Origin of the sequence: Citrobacter sp. NCU1 (assembly GCF_010231475.1) — a bacterium.
Taxonomy (GTDB): Bacteria; Pseudomonadota; Gammaproteobacteria; order Enterobacterales; family Enterobacteriaceae; genus Citrobacter_D.
In genome coordinates this window covers 13,135-30,165 of sequence record NZ_NRDO01000052.1, presented here as the reverse complement: position 1 = coordinate 30,165, position 17,031 = coordinate 13,135, and the positions used below count along the sequence as shown (strand labels likewise).

Genomic DNA, 17,031 nt, shown 5'->3' with positions numbered 1-17,031 from the left:
GGAAGATGAACATTCCCGGCCTGTAAGGAAATTATTCACGCCACAGGATAAAGGCGCAAGCATTACAATGAAGATGGGGACAAAGAGGGGAATTACAAGGCCTGCCCGGTGGCAGGCCTTGAGGATTAAGGCTGGTAGAATCCAACGCCTGAGTCGTTCTCTTTACGGGTACGGGCAATCACTGATTCCGGGCTCTCTGCAATACGCAGGCCCATTTCGTCTTCTGTGCGGATAACTTTACCGCGCAGGGAGTTTGTCCAGACGTCAGTGATTTCTACATCAACAAACTTACCGATCATGTCCGGCGACCCTTCAAAGTTCACGACCCGGTTATTTTCGGTGCGACCCGACAGCTCCATAATGCTCTTGCGTGATGTCCCTTCCACCAGAATACGCTGAGTGGTGCCGAGCATACGGCGGCTCCAGGCCGTCGCTTGTTGATTAATACGCTCTTGCAGGATATACAAACGCTGTTTTTTATCTGCTTCCGGGACGTCGTCAACCATATCGGCAGCGGGGGTACCCGGGCGGGCAGAGAAGATAAAGCTGTAGCTCATGTCGAAGTTCACGTCGGCAATCAGCTTCATGGTCTGCTCGAAATCTTGCGTCGTTTCGCCAGGGAAGCCGACGATGAAATCGGAACTTATCTGAATGTCTGGACGCGCTGCGCGCAGTTTACGGATGATCGCTTTGTACTCCAGCGCCGTGTGGGTACGCCCCATCAAATTCAGTACGCGATCTGACCCACTTTGCACCGGCAGATGCAGGAAGCTCACCAGCTCAGGGGTATCACGGTAGACTTCAATAATATCATCGGTGAACTCGATCGGATGGCTGGTGGTGAAACGAATGCGGTCAATGCCATCAATCGCGGCGACCAGGCGCAGCAAATCAGCGAATGAACCCGGCGTGCCGTCGTAGTTCTCGCCACGCCATGCGTTAACGTTCTGGCCGAGCAGATTCACTTCGCGGACGCCCTGGGCAGCAAGCTGGGCGATTTCAAACAGAATGTCATCCGACGGACGGCTGACTTCCTCACCACGGGTGTAGGGTACTACGCAGTAAGTACAATATTTGTTGCAGCCTTCCATGATGGAGACAAATGCCGTTGGGCCTTCTGCACGCGGTTCCGGCAGACGGTCAAACTTTTCGATCTCCGGGAAGCTGATATCCACGACCGGGCTACGGTTGCCGCGCACGGAGTTGATCATTTCAGGCAGGCGATGCAGCGTCTGCGGCCCAAAAATGATGTCGACATAGTGCGCACGTTGACGAATATGATCGCCTTCCTGGGAAGCCACGCAACCGCCGACGCCGATAATCAGCTCCGGGTTTTTCTCTTTTAAGAGCTTCCAGCGGCCTAATTGATGGAAGACTTTTTCCTGAGCCTTCTCGCGGATTGAGCAGGTATTCAGCAGCAGCACATCCGCTTCTTCCGCCACATCGGTCAGTTGATACCCGTGGGTAGCGTCCAGCAGATCGGCCATCTTCGATGAATCGTACTCGTTCATCTGACAGCCCCAGGTTTTAATATGGAGTTTTTTGGTCATCGACTTGCTCTTGCGAAATAGTAGCCAGGAATGCAGGGCGCATAGTGTAATGCTTTGACGCGGTTGTGACCAGTATGACCGTTATCAGCCTCAAGGGGTAAAAAATCCTGTAAACTTAAAGCATATTGATAACAGGATGATTGACCATGACAAATCAACCAACGGAAGTAGCCATTGTCGGCGCTGGGATGGTCGGCGGCGCGCTGGCGCTGGGGCTGGCGCAACAAGGATTTTCGGTGACGGTCATAGAACATGCCGTTCCTGCGCCATTTGTTACTGACAGCCAACCCGATGTGCGTATTTCGGCGATAAGCGCAGCCTCAGTGTCGTTACTCAAAGGTTTGGGTGTCTGGGATACGGTACAAGGGATGCGCAGCCACCCTTACCGCCGTCTGGAAACCTGGGAGTGGGAAAATGCCCATGTGATGTTCGATGCCGCCGAGCTTAAATTACCGCTGCTGGGTTATATGGTGGAGAACAACGTTCTGCAACGCGCACTCTGGCAGGCGCTGGAGGCGCATCCGAAAGTCACGCTACGTGTTCCCGCCTCCCTTATTGCTTTGCATCGTCACAATGACCGTCACGAACTGGAACTGGCCGATGGCGAGATAATCACGGCAAAACTGGTGGTGGGTGCAGATGGCGCTAACTCGCGGATTCGGCAAATGGCGGGCATCGGGATCCATGCCTGGCAATATGATCAATCCTGCATGTTGATCAGCGTACGTTGTGACAGCGATCCCGGTGACAGCACCTGGCAACAATTTACGCCAGACGGCCCACGGGCCTTTCTGCCCTTGTTCGACAATTGGGCGTCGCTGGTGTGGTATGACACGCCAGCCCGCATTCGCCAGTTACAGAGCCTGAGCATGCCGCAGTTACAGCTCGAGATTGAAAAACATTTTCCCTCGCGGTTGGGGAGCGTCACACCCATCGCGGCAGGGGCGTTTCCACTCACGCGCCGGCATGCTTTGCAGTACGTTCAGCCAGGACTGGCGTTGGTAGGGGATGCGGCGCACACCATTCATCCTCTTGCAGGGCAAGGGGTGAATTTAGGCTACCGGGACGTTGATGCGTTGATCGATGTACTGACGAATGCGCGGAGCTACGGTGAATCCTGGTCCAGCCATCAGGTACTGAAACGCTATCAGACGCGCCGCATGACCGATAATTTCATCATGCAGAGTGGGATGGATCTCTTCTATGCCGGGTTCAGCAATAATCTGCAACCGCTAAGGATTATGCGCAATATTGGGCTGATGGCAGCAGAGCGTGCCAGGATACTTAAGCGTCAGGCGTTGAAATATGCGTTAGGGCTGTAAATGTAATGCCGGGTGGTGGCGATGCCTTACCCGGCCTACGATCGTAGCGCCATCGGGCAATAAACGCAGAAAAGCAAAAAGCTCGCCGAAGCGAGCTTTTTTATGTGGCTGGGGTACGAGGATTCGAACCTCGGAATGCTGGTATCAGAAACCAGAGCCTTACCGCTTGGCGATACCCCAACGGGTGCGTCTACAACGTAAACGTCTTTGAAATTGGCTGGGGTACGAGGATTCGAACCTCGGAATGCTGGTATCAGAAACCAGAGCCTTACCGCTTGGCGATACCCCAACAATTTTTTGGATTTATCGAAATGAATCGATACATCTTAAATATGGTGGCTACGACGGGATTCGAACCTGTGACCCCATCATTATGAGTGATGTGCTCTAACCAACTGAGCTACGTAGCCAAATTGTTTTTCTTCGATGGCTGGGGTACCTGGATTCGAACCAGGGAATGCCGGTATCAAAAACCGGTGCCTTACCGCTTGGCGATACCCCAATGACCGTTGCGGTGAACCGCGATATCGAAGAAAAAAATGGCTGGGGTACCTGGATTCGAACCAGGGAATGCCGGTATCAAAAACCGATGCCTTACCGCTTGGCGATACCCCATCCGTGCAACGCTTACGGGTGAATGGTGCGGGAGGCGAGACTTGAACTCGCACACCTTGCGGCGCCAGAACCTAAATCTGGTGCGTCTACCAATTTCGCCACTCCCGCAAAAAAAGATGGTGGCTACGACGGGATTCGAACCTGTGACCCCATCATTATGAGTGATGTGCTCTAACCAACTGAGCTACGTAGCCATCTTTTTTTCGCGTTACCTTATCGGCGTTGCGGGGCGCATTATGCGTATTGAGCCTTGAAGCGTCAACCCCTTTTTCATTGAAAATGGCCGGAATGTGACTGTTTGGTTAGGTTGCGAACAGCATGACGCAATATTCGGCAATTATTGGTTATTAATCGTTTTTGTAAGGATTATTACAATACAAAAAGAGCCCCTGAGGGCTCTTTTATACTTTTCGCTTATTTATAGGCGGACTGGTGGACACCCACCGCACGACCGGAAGGATCGTTCATGGTCTTAAACGCCTCATCCCACTCGATAGCTTTCGCAGAAGAACAGGCGACGGACGGACCGCCAGGCACGCATTCTGCGGCGCTGGGAACCGGGAACAGCTCTTCAAAGATCTCACGGTACAAGTACGCTTCTTTAGAGGACGGCGTGTTGTACGGGAAGCGGAAGCGGGCTGTTTCCAGTTGTTGGTCAGAAACCTGTTCTGCGGCCACTTCTTTCAGCGTGTCGATCCAGCTATAACCGACACCATCAGAGAATTGCTCTTTCTGACGCCATGCGACGCTTGCCGGTAAGTAAGATTCAAAACATTCGCGCAGGATATGCTTTTCCATTTTACCGTTGCCGCACATTTTATCCTGTGGGTTAATACGCATTGCCACATCAAGGAATTTCTTATCCAGGAACGGGACTCGTGCTTCTACGCCCCAGGCGGACATCGCTTTGTTGGCACGTGCGCAGTCAAACATGTGCAACGCTTGCAGTTTGCGTACCGTCTCTTCATGCAATTCTTTGGCATTTGGCGCTTTATGGAAGTAGAGATAACCGCCGAACACTTCGTCAGACCCTTCACCAGACAGCACCATTTTAATGCCCATCGCCTTGATTTTACGCGACATTAAATACATCGGCGTCGAGGCGCGAATGGTCGTGACATCGTAGGTTTCGATGTGATAAATCACATCACGGATCGCATCCAGACCTTCCTGTACCGTGAAGTGGATTTCGTGATGCACAGTTCCCAGGTGATTTGCGACTTCCTGCGCGGCTTTCAGGTCCGGAGAGCCTTCGAGACCGACAGCAAAAGAGTGTAACTGTGGCCACCAGGCTTCTGAACGCTCCCCATCTTCCACACGACGCGCGGCATATTTCTTGGTGATAGCGGAAATGACCGATGAATCCAGACCACCGGAGAGCAGCACGCCATAGGGCACGTCTGACATCAGGTGGCTTTTGACGGCATCTTCCAGTGCCTGGCGCAGTTCATTCTTATCGGTAACATTCTCTTTTACCGCATCAAAGTCGAACCAATCGCGCTGATAGTACTGGCGGATTTCCCCTTCCTGGCTCCACAGATAACTGCCCGCCGGGAACTCCTTGATGGTACGGCATACCGGCACCAGCGCTTTCATTTCGGAGGCGACATACAGGTTACCGTGTTCGTCATACCCCATATAAAGGGGAATGATACCAAGATGGTCACGACCAATCAGATAGGCATCTTTCTCGCTGTCGTACAGCGCAAAGGCAAACATTCCCTGCAGATCGTCGAGGAATTGCGCCCCTTTCTCCTGATACAGCGCGAGGATCACTTCACAGTCGGAACCGGTCTGGAAGGTATAGCGATCGCCATATTGCGCACGTAACGCCTGATGGTTATAAATTTCACCGTTTACGGCCAGGATGTGCGTTTTCTTCTCGTTATACAGTGGCTGGGCACCGGCGTTCACGTCAACAATTGACAGACGCTCATGCGCCAGAATTGCGTTGTCACAGGCGTAGATGCCGGACCAGTCTGGCCCGCGATGGCGCATCAGGCGTGACAGTTCAAGGGCCTTTTTACGCAGTTCAACCGCGTCTGTTTTGATATCAAATACGCCGAAAATAGAACACATAACCTTCTCCGTTAATCTGTTGCGTGGTGCTTTTTGTGTTTGCTTGATAAAGAAAATGCCGCAAAGCAGGAGAGGGTGCAAGTGAATTGCCGATCAGAAAAGAAAAAACGCAATAGTCATTGTAGATTAGTGAAAAAAGATTACGTGGTGAGCATATTTATTGATGAATCGACAATTTTATAGCGATTTTATTAAACGAAACTTTGACGGGGATGTGTGAATGCCTTATCTGGCCTACTGCGAAATACGAACCGTAGGCCGGATATGCAAAGCGCCATCAGGTATGGCGTCGTTTTCAGATAACGTCGATCTCGGCCACGGAAGGGTAGATCCAGCTTGGTCTGAACGGCATGCTGTCAATATCGTCAAGCGTGGAGACGCCAGACAACACCAGAACCGTTTCGAGCCCCGCCTGGAAACCGGCAAGGATGTCGGTCCGCAGGTTATCGCCGACAATGACGGTTTCTTCCGAATGTGCCTGCATTTTGTTCAATGCGGCACGGATGATCCACGGACTTGGCTTGCCCACATAAAATGGTTTGCGACCCGAAATTTTCTCAATGCCCGCGCAGAGCGCGCCACAGGCAGGGTAGAAGCCGCGGCCGTGAGTGTCCGGGTTGGTGGCAATAAAGCGAGCGCCGTTGGCAACAAAGAAGGCTGCTTTATGCATCATGTCCCAGTTATAGGAACGGGTCTCACCGACGATCACGAAGTCTGGATTAACGTCGGTAATGGTAAAACCCGCTTTATACAATTCGTGAATCAGCGCGCCTTCACCCACCACGTAGGCTTTCTTGCCTTCCTGACGACGCAGAAAATCGGCGGTTGCCATTGCTGAGGTATAAAAGACGCTGTCAGGCACATTTACGCCTGCAGTGGCGAAGCGGTTTGCCAGATCTTGTCCGGTCTGGGAGGGGTAATTGGTCAGGAGCACCAGTGGCAGACCTTTTTCCAGAATACCCGTCAAAAATTCAGCCGCACCAGGTACGGCAATGTTGTCGTGCATTAGCACGCCGTCGATATCACAAATGACATTTTTGATGGTCATGAACTACCCAGGGAATGTGTTATGAATCCGATACTATAAAAGCGCATTAATTTTCCAGCAAATGTTGAAGCAAAATGCCGTTAAGCATGGCGCGTTTTACCAGCGCAAATGCGCCGATGGCGGAACGGTGATCCAGCGTTGAACGTACAACGGGCAGATTTTTACGAAACGCTTTCAATGCCTGCGTATTAATGCAGCTTTCAATTGCCGGCAGCAAGACCTTGTCGGCTTCTGTTATCTCACCCGCAATGACAATTTTTTGCGGATTAAACAGGTTTATCGCAATCGCAATGGTTTTTCCCAGATGGCGGCCAACGTGCTCGATCACCTCTGCCGCCAGGCTATCACCTTTATTGGCAGCCTTGCAGATGGTTTTGATGGTGCAGTCATCCAGCGGAACACGGCTTTGGTAGCCCTGTTTCAGCAAATTATGCACACGGTGTTCAATGGCGGCGTTGGCGGCGATGGTTTCCAGACAACCAAAATTGCCGCAGTGGCAGCGCTCGCCGAGCGGTTCGACCTGAATATGGCCGATCTCGCCGACATTCCCATTGCGACCTATAAAAATTCGCCCATTGGAAATGATCCCCGCTCCGGTGCCCCGGTGTACGCGCACCAGAATGGAGTCTTCACAATCCTGGCTTGCGCCAAAATAGTGCTCAGCCAGTGCCAGGCTACGGATGTCATGGCCGACGAAACAGGTAACGTGAAAACGTTTTTCCAGCGCTTCTACCAACCCCCAGTTTTCGACCTGAATATGTGGCATGTAACGAATGACACCGCTTTCAGGGTCGACAAGCCCCGGCAGGATCACCGAAATAGCGATCAGTTCGCGGATTTTGCGCTGGCAGCTTTCAATAAATGTCTCAATGGTATTAAGCAGGGCATATTCCAGCGTTTCCTGAGTACGTTCAGGGAGCGGGTAATGCTCTTCTGCCAGGACTTTACTGCTCAGGTCATAGAGGGTCAGCGTGGTGTCGTGACGACCCAGACGCACGCCAATCGCATGGAAGTTACGGGTTTCCGTGACGATAGAAATGGCGCGGCGGCCCCCGGTAGAGGCCTGCTGATCAACTTCTTTGATCAGCCCGCGTTCAATAAGTTGCCGTGTAATTTTGGTTACACTGGCGGGGGCAAGCTGGCTTTGTTCGGCAATCTGAATTCGAGAGATTGGCCCGTGTTGATCAATCAGGCGGTAAACGGCCGCGCTGTTAAGCTGTTTTACGAGATCAACATTACCAATTTGAGCTTGTCCGCCAGGTGTCATACTTTTTCTTACTCAGTAACGACCTCGTTGCCATTAACGATGGTCTTGATGATTTTAAAGTCGTGTGTGAATGCGGTCAGGTTGGCCACTTTACCCGGTGCAATGCTGCCGAGTTGTTGGTCGACGCCAATCGCGCGGGCGGGGTAGAGGGTCGCCATGCGCAGAACTTCATCCAGTGCGATACCGCAATGTTCGACCAGATTACGGACACCTTCAATCATGGTTAAAGATGAACCGCTCAGCGTACCGTTCTCATCCACACAGAGTCCATTGCGGTAGTATATTGTTTTACCAGCAAAAATGAACTGTTCAATGTTTGCGCCTGCCGGTGCGGTTGCATCTGTGACCAGGCAAAGTTTGTCGCCTTTCAGGCGTTTGGCGTTACGGATGTTGGCATAATCAACATGCAAGCCATCGGCGATCACGCCACAATAAATGTCGGCTTCATCCAGAATCGCGCCCGCCAGACCGGGTTCACGGCCGGTAATGTACGGCATGGCGTTAAACAGGTGGGTGGCGAAGGTAATTCCAGCACGGAAACCGGCTTTTGCTTCTTTCAGCGTGGCGTTGGAATGCCCGGCAGAAACCACAATACCCGCGTCTGCCAGTTTTGTGATCACTTCAGCGGGAACCATTTCTGGCGCCAGGGTGACTTTGGTGATGACGTCGGCATTATCGCACAGGAAATCAACCAGTGCAGCGTCAGGCTTGCGGACAAAACCCGGATTATGCGTCCCTTTTTTGACCAGATTCAGCCACGGGCCTTCGAGATGCAGACCTAATGCCTGATGCGGATATTTCGCCAGGTATTCACGCATGACGCGAACGCCCTGTTTCATCAGATCATCACTGGTGGTGATAAGCGTTGGCAAATAGCTGGTGCAGCCAGAACGTTCGTTGGCTTTTTGCATAATTTCCAGCGTTTCAACGGTCACCGCTTCTGCGGTATCGTTGAACTGTACGCCACCACAACCATTTAACTGTACGTCGATAAAACCGGGGGAGAGAATGGCCCCATTCAGCGAGCGTTGCTCGATCTCCGGCGGCAGTTCAGCCATTGGACAGACTCTTTCAATCAGGCCATTGGCGACAACAATCGCATGGTCATCAAGAATTTCGTGACCGGTAAAAATCCGGCCCTGGGTTAAAGCATACATTCCGACCCCCGATTTCAAAAAATACCGCCCTGCAACACGTTCGTCAGGGCGGGGATACTATTACAGACCTTTAATATTTTCGGCTTCTAACTCGTTGAAGTATTTCAGCGTCTTAACTTTCAGCTCCATGGTGGAAGGCTCATCGCACACCACAACGGCTTTCGGGTGCAGTTGCAGACAGCTGATAGTCCACATGTGGTTGACGTTGCCTTCTACCGCCGCCTGGAGCGCCTGCGCTTTCTGATGGCCCAGCACCAGAATCATCACTTCTTCTGCGTCAAGCAGCGTACCCACACCCACAGTCAGCGCATATTTAGGCACCTGGTTTACGTCGCCATCAAAGAAACGAGAGTTGGCCACGCGAGTGTCATGGGTCAATGTTTTGATACGTGTGCGGGAAGCCAGAGAAGAGGCCGGTTCGTTAAACGCGATATGACCGTCGTTGCCTACGCCGCCCATAAACAGGTGGATTTTGCCGTAAGAGCGGATTTTTTCTTCATACTGACGACATTCTGCATCAATATCCGCAGCGTTGCCATTGAGAAGGTTGATGTTTTCTGCCGGAATATCAACGTGATCAAAGAAGTTACGGTGCATGAAGCTATGATAACTTTCTGGATGCTCTTTCGGAAGGCCAACATATTCGTCCATATTGAAGGTCACAACATGCTTGAAGCTGACCAGGCCCGCTTTGTGCATCTCAACTAACGCTTTGTAGGCAGTTAATGGCGTGCCGCCGGTAGGCAACCCCAGAACAAACGGACGATCCGCCGTCGGCTTGAATGCGTTGATACGATTAACGATGTGGCGAGCAGCCCATTTGCCGACTTGTTCAGCGGTAGTCAGGGGGATCAGTCTCATTCTTCACCTCAAAAGTTTATGTAGACGTTGGCGGATTGAATATGGGTACATAGACAAGCGTAACCTGTTTTTGTATCAGCAAGAGGCAATCCGTCTTGATTTTTTGAATGATAAAATAAGTTTTCGAAGTTAGCCAGTGAAAGGGAGTGGTTATAGCGATATTTGGTGACTGGACTCACAAAAAACATGCTTTTAATTTGCGATACGAATTAAATTTTCACACACTCAGAATGCCAGTGAACCACTAACATAGTGACACAATAAAAACACAGCTGAGAACGCGCCTTAAACGGGGTCTCATAGGGGGAATAAAGTGAGTATTCTAGGTTATTTACAAAAGGTTGGCCGCGCGCTTATGGTGCCGGTGGCCACGCTGCCTGCGGCAGCAATATTGATGGGTGTTGGCTACTGGATTGATCCCGTTGGTTGGGGTGGAGATAACGCGCTAGCGGCGTTCTTCATTAAATCGGGTTCCGCAATCATCGATAATATGTCCGTACTGTTCGCGATTGGTGTGGCTTACGGTATGTCCAAAGATAAAGACGGTGCTGCGGCGTTGACTGGTTTTGTGGGCTTCCTTGTGTTGACCACGCTTTGTTCTCCGGCTGCGGTGGCGATGATTCAGAAGATCCCTGCGGACCAGGTTCCTGCCGCGTTCGGTAAAATCAGTAACCAGTTCGTGGGGATTCTGGTCGGTATCATCTCTGCTGAGCTGTACAACCGCTTCAGCGGCGTTGAGTTACCGAAAGCGCTCTCCTTCTTCAGCGGCCGTCGTCTGGTGCCGATTCTGACCTCTTTTGTGATGATTATTGTTGCTTTCATCATGATGTTTATCTGGCCGGTTATTTTCGACGGTCTGGTGAACTTTGGTGAACACATCCAGAAACTGGGTTCCGTTGGCGCGGGCGTCTATGCCTTCTTCAACCGCTTGCTGATTCCGGTTGGTCTGCATCACGCACTGAACTCCGTGTTCTGGTTCGACGTGGCGGGTATTAACGACATTCCTAACTTCCTCGGCGGCGCGCAGTCTATCGACGCAGGCAAAGCGGTTGTGGGCATTACCGGTCGTTACCAGGCGGGCTTCTTCCCAATCATGATGTTCGGCTTGCCGGGTGCGGCGCTGGCCATCTACCACTGCGCGCGTCCTGAGAATAAGGCGAAAGTGCTGGGTATCATGATGGCGGGCGCATTCGCGGCGTTCTTCACCGGGATCACCGAGCCGCTGGAATTCTCCTTCATGTTCGTGGCGCCGGTTCTGTATGTTATTCACGCCGTTCTGACCGGTATTTCTGTCTTCATCGCCGCCTCTATGCACTGGATTGCCGGTTTCGGTTTCAGTGCGGGTCTGGTGGATATGGTGCTTTCTTCCCGTAACCCGCTGGCGACTCACTGGTGGATGCTGATCCCGCAGGGTCTGGTTTTCTTCGCCATCTACTATGTGGTGTTCCGCTTTACTATCACCAAATTCAACCTGATGACGCCGGGTCGTGAGCTGGCGGTTGCCGGTAGCGAAGCCGATGGTCAGGACATGAATGTAAGCGCCGACAAAGACCAGGATGTTGCAGGTCTGGCTCGTCAGTATATCGCGGCGGTTGGTGGTTCTGACAACCTGACGGGTATCGATGCGTGTATCACTCGTCTGCGTCTGAATGTGAAAGACTCTTCACTGGTGAACGAAGCGCTGGCTAAACGCCTGGGTGCTTCCGGTGTGATTCGCCTGAACAAAACCAGCGTACAGATTATCGTTGGCTTTGTGGCTGAGAAAATCGCTAATGCAATGAAAACCACCGGCCCGGTTGCGGCAGCAGAAGCAGCTCCGGCTCCGACAGCAGCACCTGCAGCAAAACCGCAGGCAGTGCCAAACGCAACGACTATTGCCGCTCTGGTTTCTCCGGTGACCGGTGAGGTGGTTGCACTTGAGCAGGTACCTGACGAAGCGTTCGCCAGTAAAGCCGTAGGCGATGGCATAGCGGTAAAACCAACGGATAAAACCGTGGTTTCCCCAGCTGCGGGGACTATCGTGAAGATCTTCAACACCAACCACGCGTTCTGCCTCGAAACCGAAAAAGGCGCGGAAATCGTTGTCCACATGGGTATCGATACTGTCGCGTTGGGTGGTCAGGGCTTCAAGCGTCTGGTGGAAGAGGGGGCTGAAGTGGTAGCTGGTCAGCCGATTCTGGAAATGGATCTGGATTTCCTGAACGCCAATGCGCGCTCCATGATTAGCCCGGTTGTTTGCAGCAACATCGATGACTTCAGCGGTCTGGTACTCCAGGCGCAAGGTCAGGTCGTTGCCGGTCAAACACCGCTGTATGAGATTAAAGGCAAGTAAACGCTTGTAGGCCGGATAAGGCGCAAGCGCCGCCATCCGGCAAACTAAAACGAAGCAAGACAGCTTAAGCGGCGGGGGAAACCTCCGCCGCTTTTTTTTGCAGCAATCGATCCCATAATGTCAGTCTGATACGTATTTTAAGTAACTAAAGGTTGTCAGTCTGTCCGGCTTATAAGATCATATGCCGTTATACGTTGTTTACGCTTTGAGGAATCCACGATGAGTGAGGCTGAAGCCCGCCCGACTAACTTTATTCGTCAGATCATCGATGAAGATCTGGCCAGTGGTAAGCACACCACAGTTCATACCCGTTTCCCGCCGGAACCGAATGGCTACCTGCACATCGGTCACGCCAAATCTATCTGCCTGAACTTTGGTATCGCGCAAGATTACCAGGGTCAATGCAACCTGCGTTTCGATGATACCAACCCGGTAAAAGAAGATATCGAATACGTAGAATCTATTAAGAACGATGTGCAATGGTTGGGGTTCAACTGGTCTGGCGACATCTGCTACTCCTCAGATTACTTTGATCAACTGTATGCGTATGCCGTGGAGCTGATCAACAAAGGCCTGGCCTATGTTGACGAATTGTCTGCTGATGAGATCCGCGAATACCGCGGTACGCTGACAGCGCCTGGCAAAAACAGCCCGTTCCGCGATCGCAGTGTAGAAGAGAACCTCGCGCTGTTTGAGAAAATGCGAGCTGGCGGTTTTGAAGAAGGTAACGCGTGCCTGCGCGCCAAAATTGATATGGCTTCGCCGTTTATCGTCATGCGCGATCCGGTGCTGTATCGCATTAAATTTGCCGATCATCATCAGACGGGCAGCAAGTGGTGCATCTACCCGATGTATGACTTCACTCACTGCATCAGCGATGCACTGGAAGGCATTACGCACTCCTTATGTACGCTGGAATTCCAGGACAACCGTCGCCTGTACGACTGGGTGCTGGACAACATCACAATCCCGGTTCACCCGCGCCAGTATGAATTCTCGCGCCTGAATCTGGAATATACCGTGATGTCCAAACGTAAGCTGAATCAGCTGGTGACTGAAAAGCACGTAGAAGGCTGGGATGACCCGCGCATGCCGACGATTTCTGGTCTGCGCCGCCGGGGTTACACGGCTGCCGCGATTCGTGAGTTCTGCAAACGCATCGGCGTCACCAAGCAGGACAACACCATTGAGATGGCGTCGCTGGAATCCTGCATCCGCGAAGATCTGAACGAAAACGCGCCGCGTGCGATGGCGGTTATCGATCCGGTGAAACTGGTTATCGAAAACTACCAGGGCGAAGGTGAAATGGTCACCATGCCTAACCATCCGAACAAACCGGAAATGGGCAGCCGTGAAGTCCCGTTCAGCGGTGAGATCTGGATCGATCGTGCTGACTTCCGCGAAGAAGCCAACAAACAGTACAAACGTTTGGTGATGGGGAAAGAAGTCCGCCTGCGTAATGCGTATGTCATCAAAGCAGAGCGTGTAGAGAAAGATGCGGAAGGTCATATCACCACCATCTTCTGTACCTATGATGCAGACACCCTGAGCAAGGATCCGGCTGACGGTCGTAAAGTAAAAGGCGTAATTCACTGGGTGAGTGCGGCGCACGCATTGCCGGTTGAAATTCGTTTGTACGATCGCCTTTTCAGCGTACCAAACCCAGGCGCGGCGGAAGATTTCCTGTCGGCGATGAACCCGGAATCGCTGGTGATTAAACAGGGCTACGCAGAACCGTCGCTGAAGGCTGCAGTTGCGGGTAAAGCCTTCCAGTTCGAGCGTGAGGGATACTTCTGCCTCGACAGCCGCTATGCAACGGCTGACAAACTGGTATTTAACCGTACAGTCGGTTTACGTGATACATGGGCTAAAGTCGGCGAATAAGCCACTCGACACAATCCCATCTGACTAACGCCGCGCTTCGCGGCGTTTTTTTTCGCTTAGTTTCCGCCAGATCCTCTGTTTGCAGAGCGAATTAATTGCACCTAAAAAAATATTAATCTGATAAAAGATTTTTTGATGAATGTGCTCAGAAGATGGGGCTGTGGCTACTTTTAACGCTGTAACCGTTTTCATCTTCATGGAAAACAAAGTGATTTTGTATTCTGATGATAATTTTTCGCATTTGATAAATGTGTAACAAAAAGCAATTAAATATGTGCGGTCGCTCATAGTATTACATTCTGGTTACAGAAAGAGATTGATAATTCGCGTCGCGAAAAATAGTCTGTTCACTATAGTCAATGAGGTTTTCTCAGCGCTATTTTTTATTTTTAGCTGTTCGCTTTTGGTGGCAGCAATTTATACGTCAAAGAGGATCAACTTATGCGTACGTTTAGTGGCAAACGTAGTACGCTGGCGCTGGCTATTGCCGGTATCACAGCAATGTCGGGTTGGATGGGTGCGCCGCAGGCAAACGCCGCGGGCTTTATCGACGATTCGACCTTAACCGGTGGCATTTATTACTGGCAGCGTGAGCGAGACCGTAAAGATGTCACTGATGAAGACAAATACAAAACCAACCTTTCACACGCGACCTGGAACGCCAACCTGGATTTCCAGTCGGGTTATGCGGCGGATATGTTCGGTCTGGATATTGCAGCGTTTACTGCAATTGAAATGGCGGAAAGTGACGAAAGCGGACACCCCAACGAAATTGCATTCTCGAAAAAAAATAAAGGCTATGACGAAGATTACTCGGGTGATAAGAGTGGCGTCAGCCTCTATAAAGCCGCGGCAAAATTTAAGTATGGCCCGACCTGGGCACGTGCCGGGTATATTCAGCCGACCGGACAGACGCTGTTAGCACCGCACTGGAGCTTTATGCCTGGTACCTATCAAGGGGCAGAAGCCGGAGCTAACTTTGATTACGGTGATGCCGGGGCGTTGAGTTTCTCCTACATGTGGGCCAACGAATATAAAGCGCCGTGGCACATTGAAGTGGATAAATTCTATCAGGCTGATAAAAAGACCAAAGTCGATTACCTCCACTCCGTTGGCGCAAAATACGATTTCAAAAATGACTTTATTCTTGAGGCTGCTTTTGGTCAGTCTGAGGGGTATGTCGATCAGTACTTTGCTAAAGCCAGCTACAAACTCGATCTGGGCGGAAATCCACTTACCACCAGTTACCAGTTCTACGGCGCACGCGACAAAGTTGATGATCGCAGTTTGAGCGACATCTATGACGGCACTGCATGGCTGCAGGCTCTGACTTTCGGTTACAAAGTGGCGGAAGTGGTTGATCTGCGTCTGGAAGGAACCTGGGTTAAAGCAGACGGGCAGCAGGGCTACTTCTTGCAGCGTATGACGCCGACCTACGCTTCCTCAAACGGTCGTCTGGATATCTGGTGGGATAACCGTTCCGACTTTAACGCCAACGGCGAAAAAGCGGTCTTCTTCGGCGCGATGTATGATCTGAAGAACTGGAATCTGCCAGGGTGGGCGCTGGGAGCGTCGTACGTCTATGCCTGGGATGCAAAACCATCTACCTGGCAGAGTAACCCGGATGCTTACTACGACAAAAACAAAACCATCGAAGAATCTTCCTACAGTCTCGATGCGGTGTATACCCTGCAGGATGGGCGTGCCAAGGGCACCATGTTTAAACTGCACTTCACCGAGTATGACAACCACTCCGACATTCCGAGCTGGAGCGGTGGTTATGGCAACATCTTCCAGGATGAGCGTGACGTGAAGTTCATGGTTATCGCACCATTCACCATTTTCTGATGCCAGTCGCGGCAGAGTGTTTCTCTGTCGCGCTGTTGAGGACGGTTGTATGAAAAAAATGCTACTCATCGCCATTATGGCGTCAGGACTGGTGGCCTGCGCGCAATCTCCCGCGCCAAAGGAAGATAGTCGTCTTAAAGAGGCATACAGCGCATGTATTAATACCGCGCAAGGTTCACCGGAAAAAATCGAAGCCTGTCAAAGCGTATTAAATGTGCTGAAAAAAGAAGACCAGCATAAGCAGTTTGCTAATGAAGAGAGCGTGCGGGTACTGGACTACCAGCAATGTATTCAGGCTACACGCACGGGCAATGGTCAGGCGGTAAATGCCGATTGCGACAAAATCTGGAAAGAAATTCGCAGTAAAAACACAATGCAGTAAATGTGTTCACTGGATAAAAAAGACCCGCGTTGATAGCGGGTCTTTTTTTATCTCTATAAAAGCGCCAATCAGAGGGTTGGCGCTTTGGGAGAGAGCATCACTTTGCGTCGTGCGCGTGTTCGTCTTCGCGGCAATCGCCTTCAGCGCAGTGACCGTAAAGATAGAGGCTATGGTTGGTTAAACGAATACCATGTTTAGCCGCAATCTCACGTTGACGCGCTTCGATAGAATCATCGCTGAACTCGATCACTTTGCCACAATCGAGGCAAATAAGATGATCATGATGATGCTGTTGGGTCAGCTCAAAAACGGACTTGCCGCCTTCAAAATTATGGCGAGTCACGATACCGGCGTCATCGAATTGGTTCAGCACGCGATACACGGTCGCCAGACCAATTTCTTCACCCATGTCGATCAGACGTTTATACAAATCTTCCGCACTGACGTGATGGTTTTCCGGTTCCTGAAGAACTTCCAGAATTTTTAAACGAGGAAGCGTTACTTTCAGGCCAGCCTTCTTTAATGCGGTATTGTTGTCAGTCATGCGGAATCTGTCCTGTTGCTAAACGATTCACTTCATTAAAGAAGTGACAGAAATTGCACTTGAGAGAATGCGTATCATTATAGAACTGCCATGTCTAAATGAAAACTGCAAGCCTCGGGCAAATATTATTAATCAAAACGTG

Annotated in this window: 12 protein-coding genes, 7 tRNA genes and 1 pseudogene; 5 read left to right on the top strand and 15 right to left on the bottom strand. The window is 51.2% G+C overall.

Annotated features, from left to right (window positions below):
• Nucleotides 1-125: 125 nt before the first annotated feature.
• Nucleotides 126-1,550, bottom strand: coding sequence for a tRNA (N6-isopentenyl adenosine(37)-C2)-methylthiotransferase MiaB (gene miaB / locus CJP72_RS17180; protein WP_162382560.1), 1,425 nt, complete (start codon nt 1,548-1,550; stop codon nt 126-128).
• A 146-nt stretch (nt 1,551-1,696) separates the two neighbouring features.
• Here miaB and ubiF point away from each other — a divergent pair, with 146 nt between their 5' ends.
• Nucleotides 1,697-2,872 (top strand): 3-demethoxyubiquinol 3-hydroxylase, encoded by a 1,176-nt coding sequence (gene ubiF / locus CJP72_RS17175; protein ID WP_162382559.1) that lies wholly within the window; start codon nt 1,697-1,699, stop codon nt 2,870-2,872.
• A gap of 105 nt (nt 2,873-2,977) precedes the next feature.
• Here ubiF and CJP72_RS17170 read toward each other — a convergent pair.
• The 12 genes from CJP72_RS17170 to nagB all read right to left on the bottom strand — a co-directional run bounded on the left by CJP72_RS17170 (nt 2,978) and on the right by nagB (nt 9,899).
• Nucleotides 2,978-3,052, bottom strand: a tRNA-Gln gene (locus CJP72_RS17170).
• A 34-nt stretch (nt 3,053-3,086) separates the two neighbouring features.
• A tRNA-Gln gene (locus CJP72_RS17165) sits at nt 3,087-3,161 on the bottom strand.
• Nucleotides 3,162-3,205: 44 nt separating this feature from the next.
• Nucleotides 3,206-3,282: transfer RNA gene (locus CJP72_RS17160), tRNA-Met, on the bottom strand.
• A gap of 17 nt (nt 3,283-3,299) precedes the next feature.
• Nucleotides 3,300-3,374 (bottom strand) — tRNA-Gln (locus tag CJP72_RS17155).
• Nucleotides 3,375-3,412: 38 nt separating this feature from the next.
• Nucleotides 3,413-3,487: transfer RNA gene (locus tag CJP72_RS17150), tRNA-Gln, on the bottom strand.
• Between the two features lie 23 nt (nt 3,488-3,510).
• Nucleotides 3,511-3,595 (bottom strand) — tRNA-Leu (locus tag CJP72_RS17145).
• A gap of 9 nt (nt 3,596-3,604) precedes the next feature.
• Nucleotides 3,605-3,681, bottom strand: a tRNA-Met gene (locus tag CJP72_RS17140).
• 220 nt (nt 3,682-3,901) lie between these two features.
• Entirely contained in the window at nt 3,902-5,566 is a 1,665-nt protein-coding gene (gene asnB, locus CJP72_RS17135; RefSeq protein ID WP_162382558.1) for an asparagine synthase B, read from the bottom strand.
• A 295-nt stretch (nt 5,567-5,861) separates the two neighbouring features.
• Nucleotides 5,862-6,614, bottom strand: a complete 753-nt coding sequence (gene nagD / locus CJP72_RS17130) for a ribonucleotide monophosphatase NagD (protein ID WP_162382557.1) — start codon at nt 6,612-6,614, stop codon at nt 5,862-5,864.
• A gap of 46 nt (nt 6,615-6,660) precedes the next feature.
• Nucleotides 6,661-7,881, bottom strand: coding sequence for a DNA-binding transcriptional regulator NagC (gene nagC, locus CJP72_RS17125; protein ID WP_162382556.1), 1,221 nt, complete (start codon nt 7,879-7,881; stop codon nt 6,661-6,663).
• An 8-nt stretch (nt 7,882-7,889) separates the two neighbouring features.
• Nucleotides 7,890-9,038: an N-acetylglucosamine-6-phosphate deacetylase gene (gene nagA, locus CJP72_RS17120; protein ID WP_162382555.1), complete on the bottom strand. Its 1,149-nt coding sequence runs from the start codon at nt 9,036-9,038 to the stop codon at nt 7,890-7,892.
• A 60-nt stretch (nt 9,039-9,098) separates the two neighbouring features.
• Complete coding sequence (gene nagB, locus CJP72_RS17115) at nt 9,099-9,899, bottom strand: glucosamine-6-phosphate deaminase (protein WP_162382554.1); 801 nt, start codon at nt 9,897-9,899, stop codon at nt 9,099-9,101.
• Nucleotides 9,900-10,212: 313 nt separating this feature from the next.
• Here nagB and nagE point away from each other — a divergent pair, with 313 nt between their 5' ends.
• From nagE to chiQ, 4 genes are all read left to right on the top strand, one after another.
• The gene (nagE, locus tag CJP72_RS17110; RefSeq protein ID WP_162382553.1) at nt 10,213-12,231 is read left to right on the top strand and encodes an N-acetylglucosamine-specific PTS transporter subunit IIBC; all 2,019 of its coding nucleotides are present in this window, start codon (nt 10,213-10,215) and stop codon (nt 12,229-12,231) included.
• Between the two features lie 219 nt (nt 12,232-12,450).
• Nucleotides 12,451-14,115 (top strand): glutamine--tRNA ligase, encoded by a 1,665-nt coding sequence (gene glnS, locus CJP72_RS17105; protein ID WP_162382552.1) that lies wholly within the window; start codon nt 12,451-12,453, stop codon nt 14,113-14,115.
• A gap of 441 nt (nt 14,116-14,556) precedes the next feature.
• Nucleotides 14,557-15,963: a chitoporin ChiP gene (gene chiP / locus CJP72_RS17100; protein WP_162382551.1), complete on the top strand. Its 1,407-nt coding sequence runs from the start codon at nt 14,557-14,559 to the stop codon at nt 15,961-15,963.
• A 49-nt stretch (nt 15,964-16,012) separates the two neighbouring features.
• Nucleotides 16,013-16,345 carry a ChiQ/YbfN family lipoprotein gene (gene chiQ / locus CJP72_RS17095; protein WP_162382550.1) on the top strand — a complete coding sequence of 111 codons (333 nt, stop codon included), beginning with the start codon at nt 16,013-16,015 and terminating at the stop codon, nt 16,343-16,345.
• A 97-nt stretch (nt 16,346-16,442) separates the two neighbouring features.
• Here the strand turns inward: chiQ and fur are convergent, their stop codons facing one another.
• On the bottom strand, nt 16,443-16,889 hold the full coding sequence (gene fur / locus CJP72_RS17090; RefSeq protein WP_046477500.1) for a ferric iron uptake transcriptional regulator: 447 nt from the start codon (nt 16,887-16,889) through the stop codon (nt 16,443-16,445).
• Nucleotides 16,882-16,967 (bottom strand): annotated as a pseudogene (locus CJP72_RS25260) (fur leader peptide). The gene fur and the pseudogene CJP72_RS25260 overlap by 8 nt, the downstream one beginning before the upstream one ends.
• Nucleotides 16,968-17,031 lie beyond the last annotated feature (64 nt).

Bases quoted from the DNA above. Each gene is read 5' to 3' on its own strand.
- miaB (WP_162382560.1), bottom strand. From the start codon at position 1,550: ATGACCAAAAAACTCCATATTAAAACCTGGGGCTGTCAGATGAACGAG.
- ubiF (WP_162382559.1), top strand. From the start codon at position 1,697: ATGACAAATCAACCAACGGAAGTAGCCATTGTCGGCGCTGGGATGGTC.
- asnB (WP_162382558.1), bottom strand. From the start codon at position 5,566: ATGTGTTCTATTTTCGGCGTATTTGATATCAAAACAGACGCGGTTGAA.
- nagD (WP_162382557.1), bottom strand. From the start codon at position 6,614: ATGACCATCAAAAATGTCATTTGTGATATCGACGGCGTGCTAATGCAC.
- nagC (WP_162382556.1), bottom strand. From the start codon at position 7,881: ATGACACCTGGCGGACAAGCTCAAATTGGTAATGTTGATCTCGTAAAA.
- nagA (WP_162382555.1), bottom strand. From the start codon at position 9,038: ATGTATGCTTTAACCCAGGGCCGGATTTTTACCGGTCACGAAATTCTT.
- nagB (WP_162382554.1), bottom strand. From the start codon at position 9,899: ATGAGACTGATCCCCCTGACTACCGCTGAACAAGTCGGCAAATGGGCT.
- glnS (WP_162382552.1), top strand. From the start codon at position 12,451: ATGAGTGAGGCTGAAGCCCGCCCGACTAACTTTATTCGTCAGATCATC.
- chiP (WP_162382551.1), top strand. From the start codon at position 14,557: ATGCGTACGTTTAGTGGCAAACGTAGTACGCTGGCGCTGGCTATTGCC.
- chiQ (WP_162382550.1), top strand. From the start codon at position 16,013: ATGAAAAAAATGCTACTCATCGCCATTATGGCGTCAGGACTGGTGGCC.
- fur (WP_046477500.1), bottom strand. From the start codon at position 16,889: ATGACTGACAACAATACCGCATTAAAGAAGGCTGGCCTGAAAGTAACG.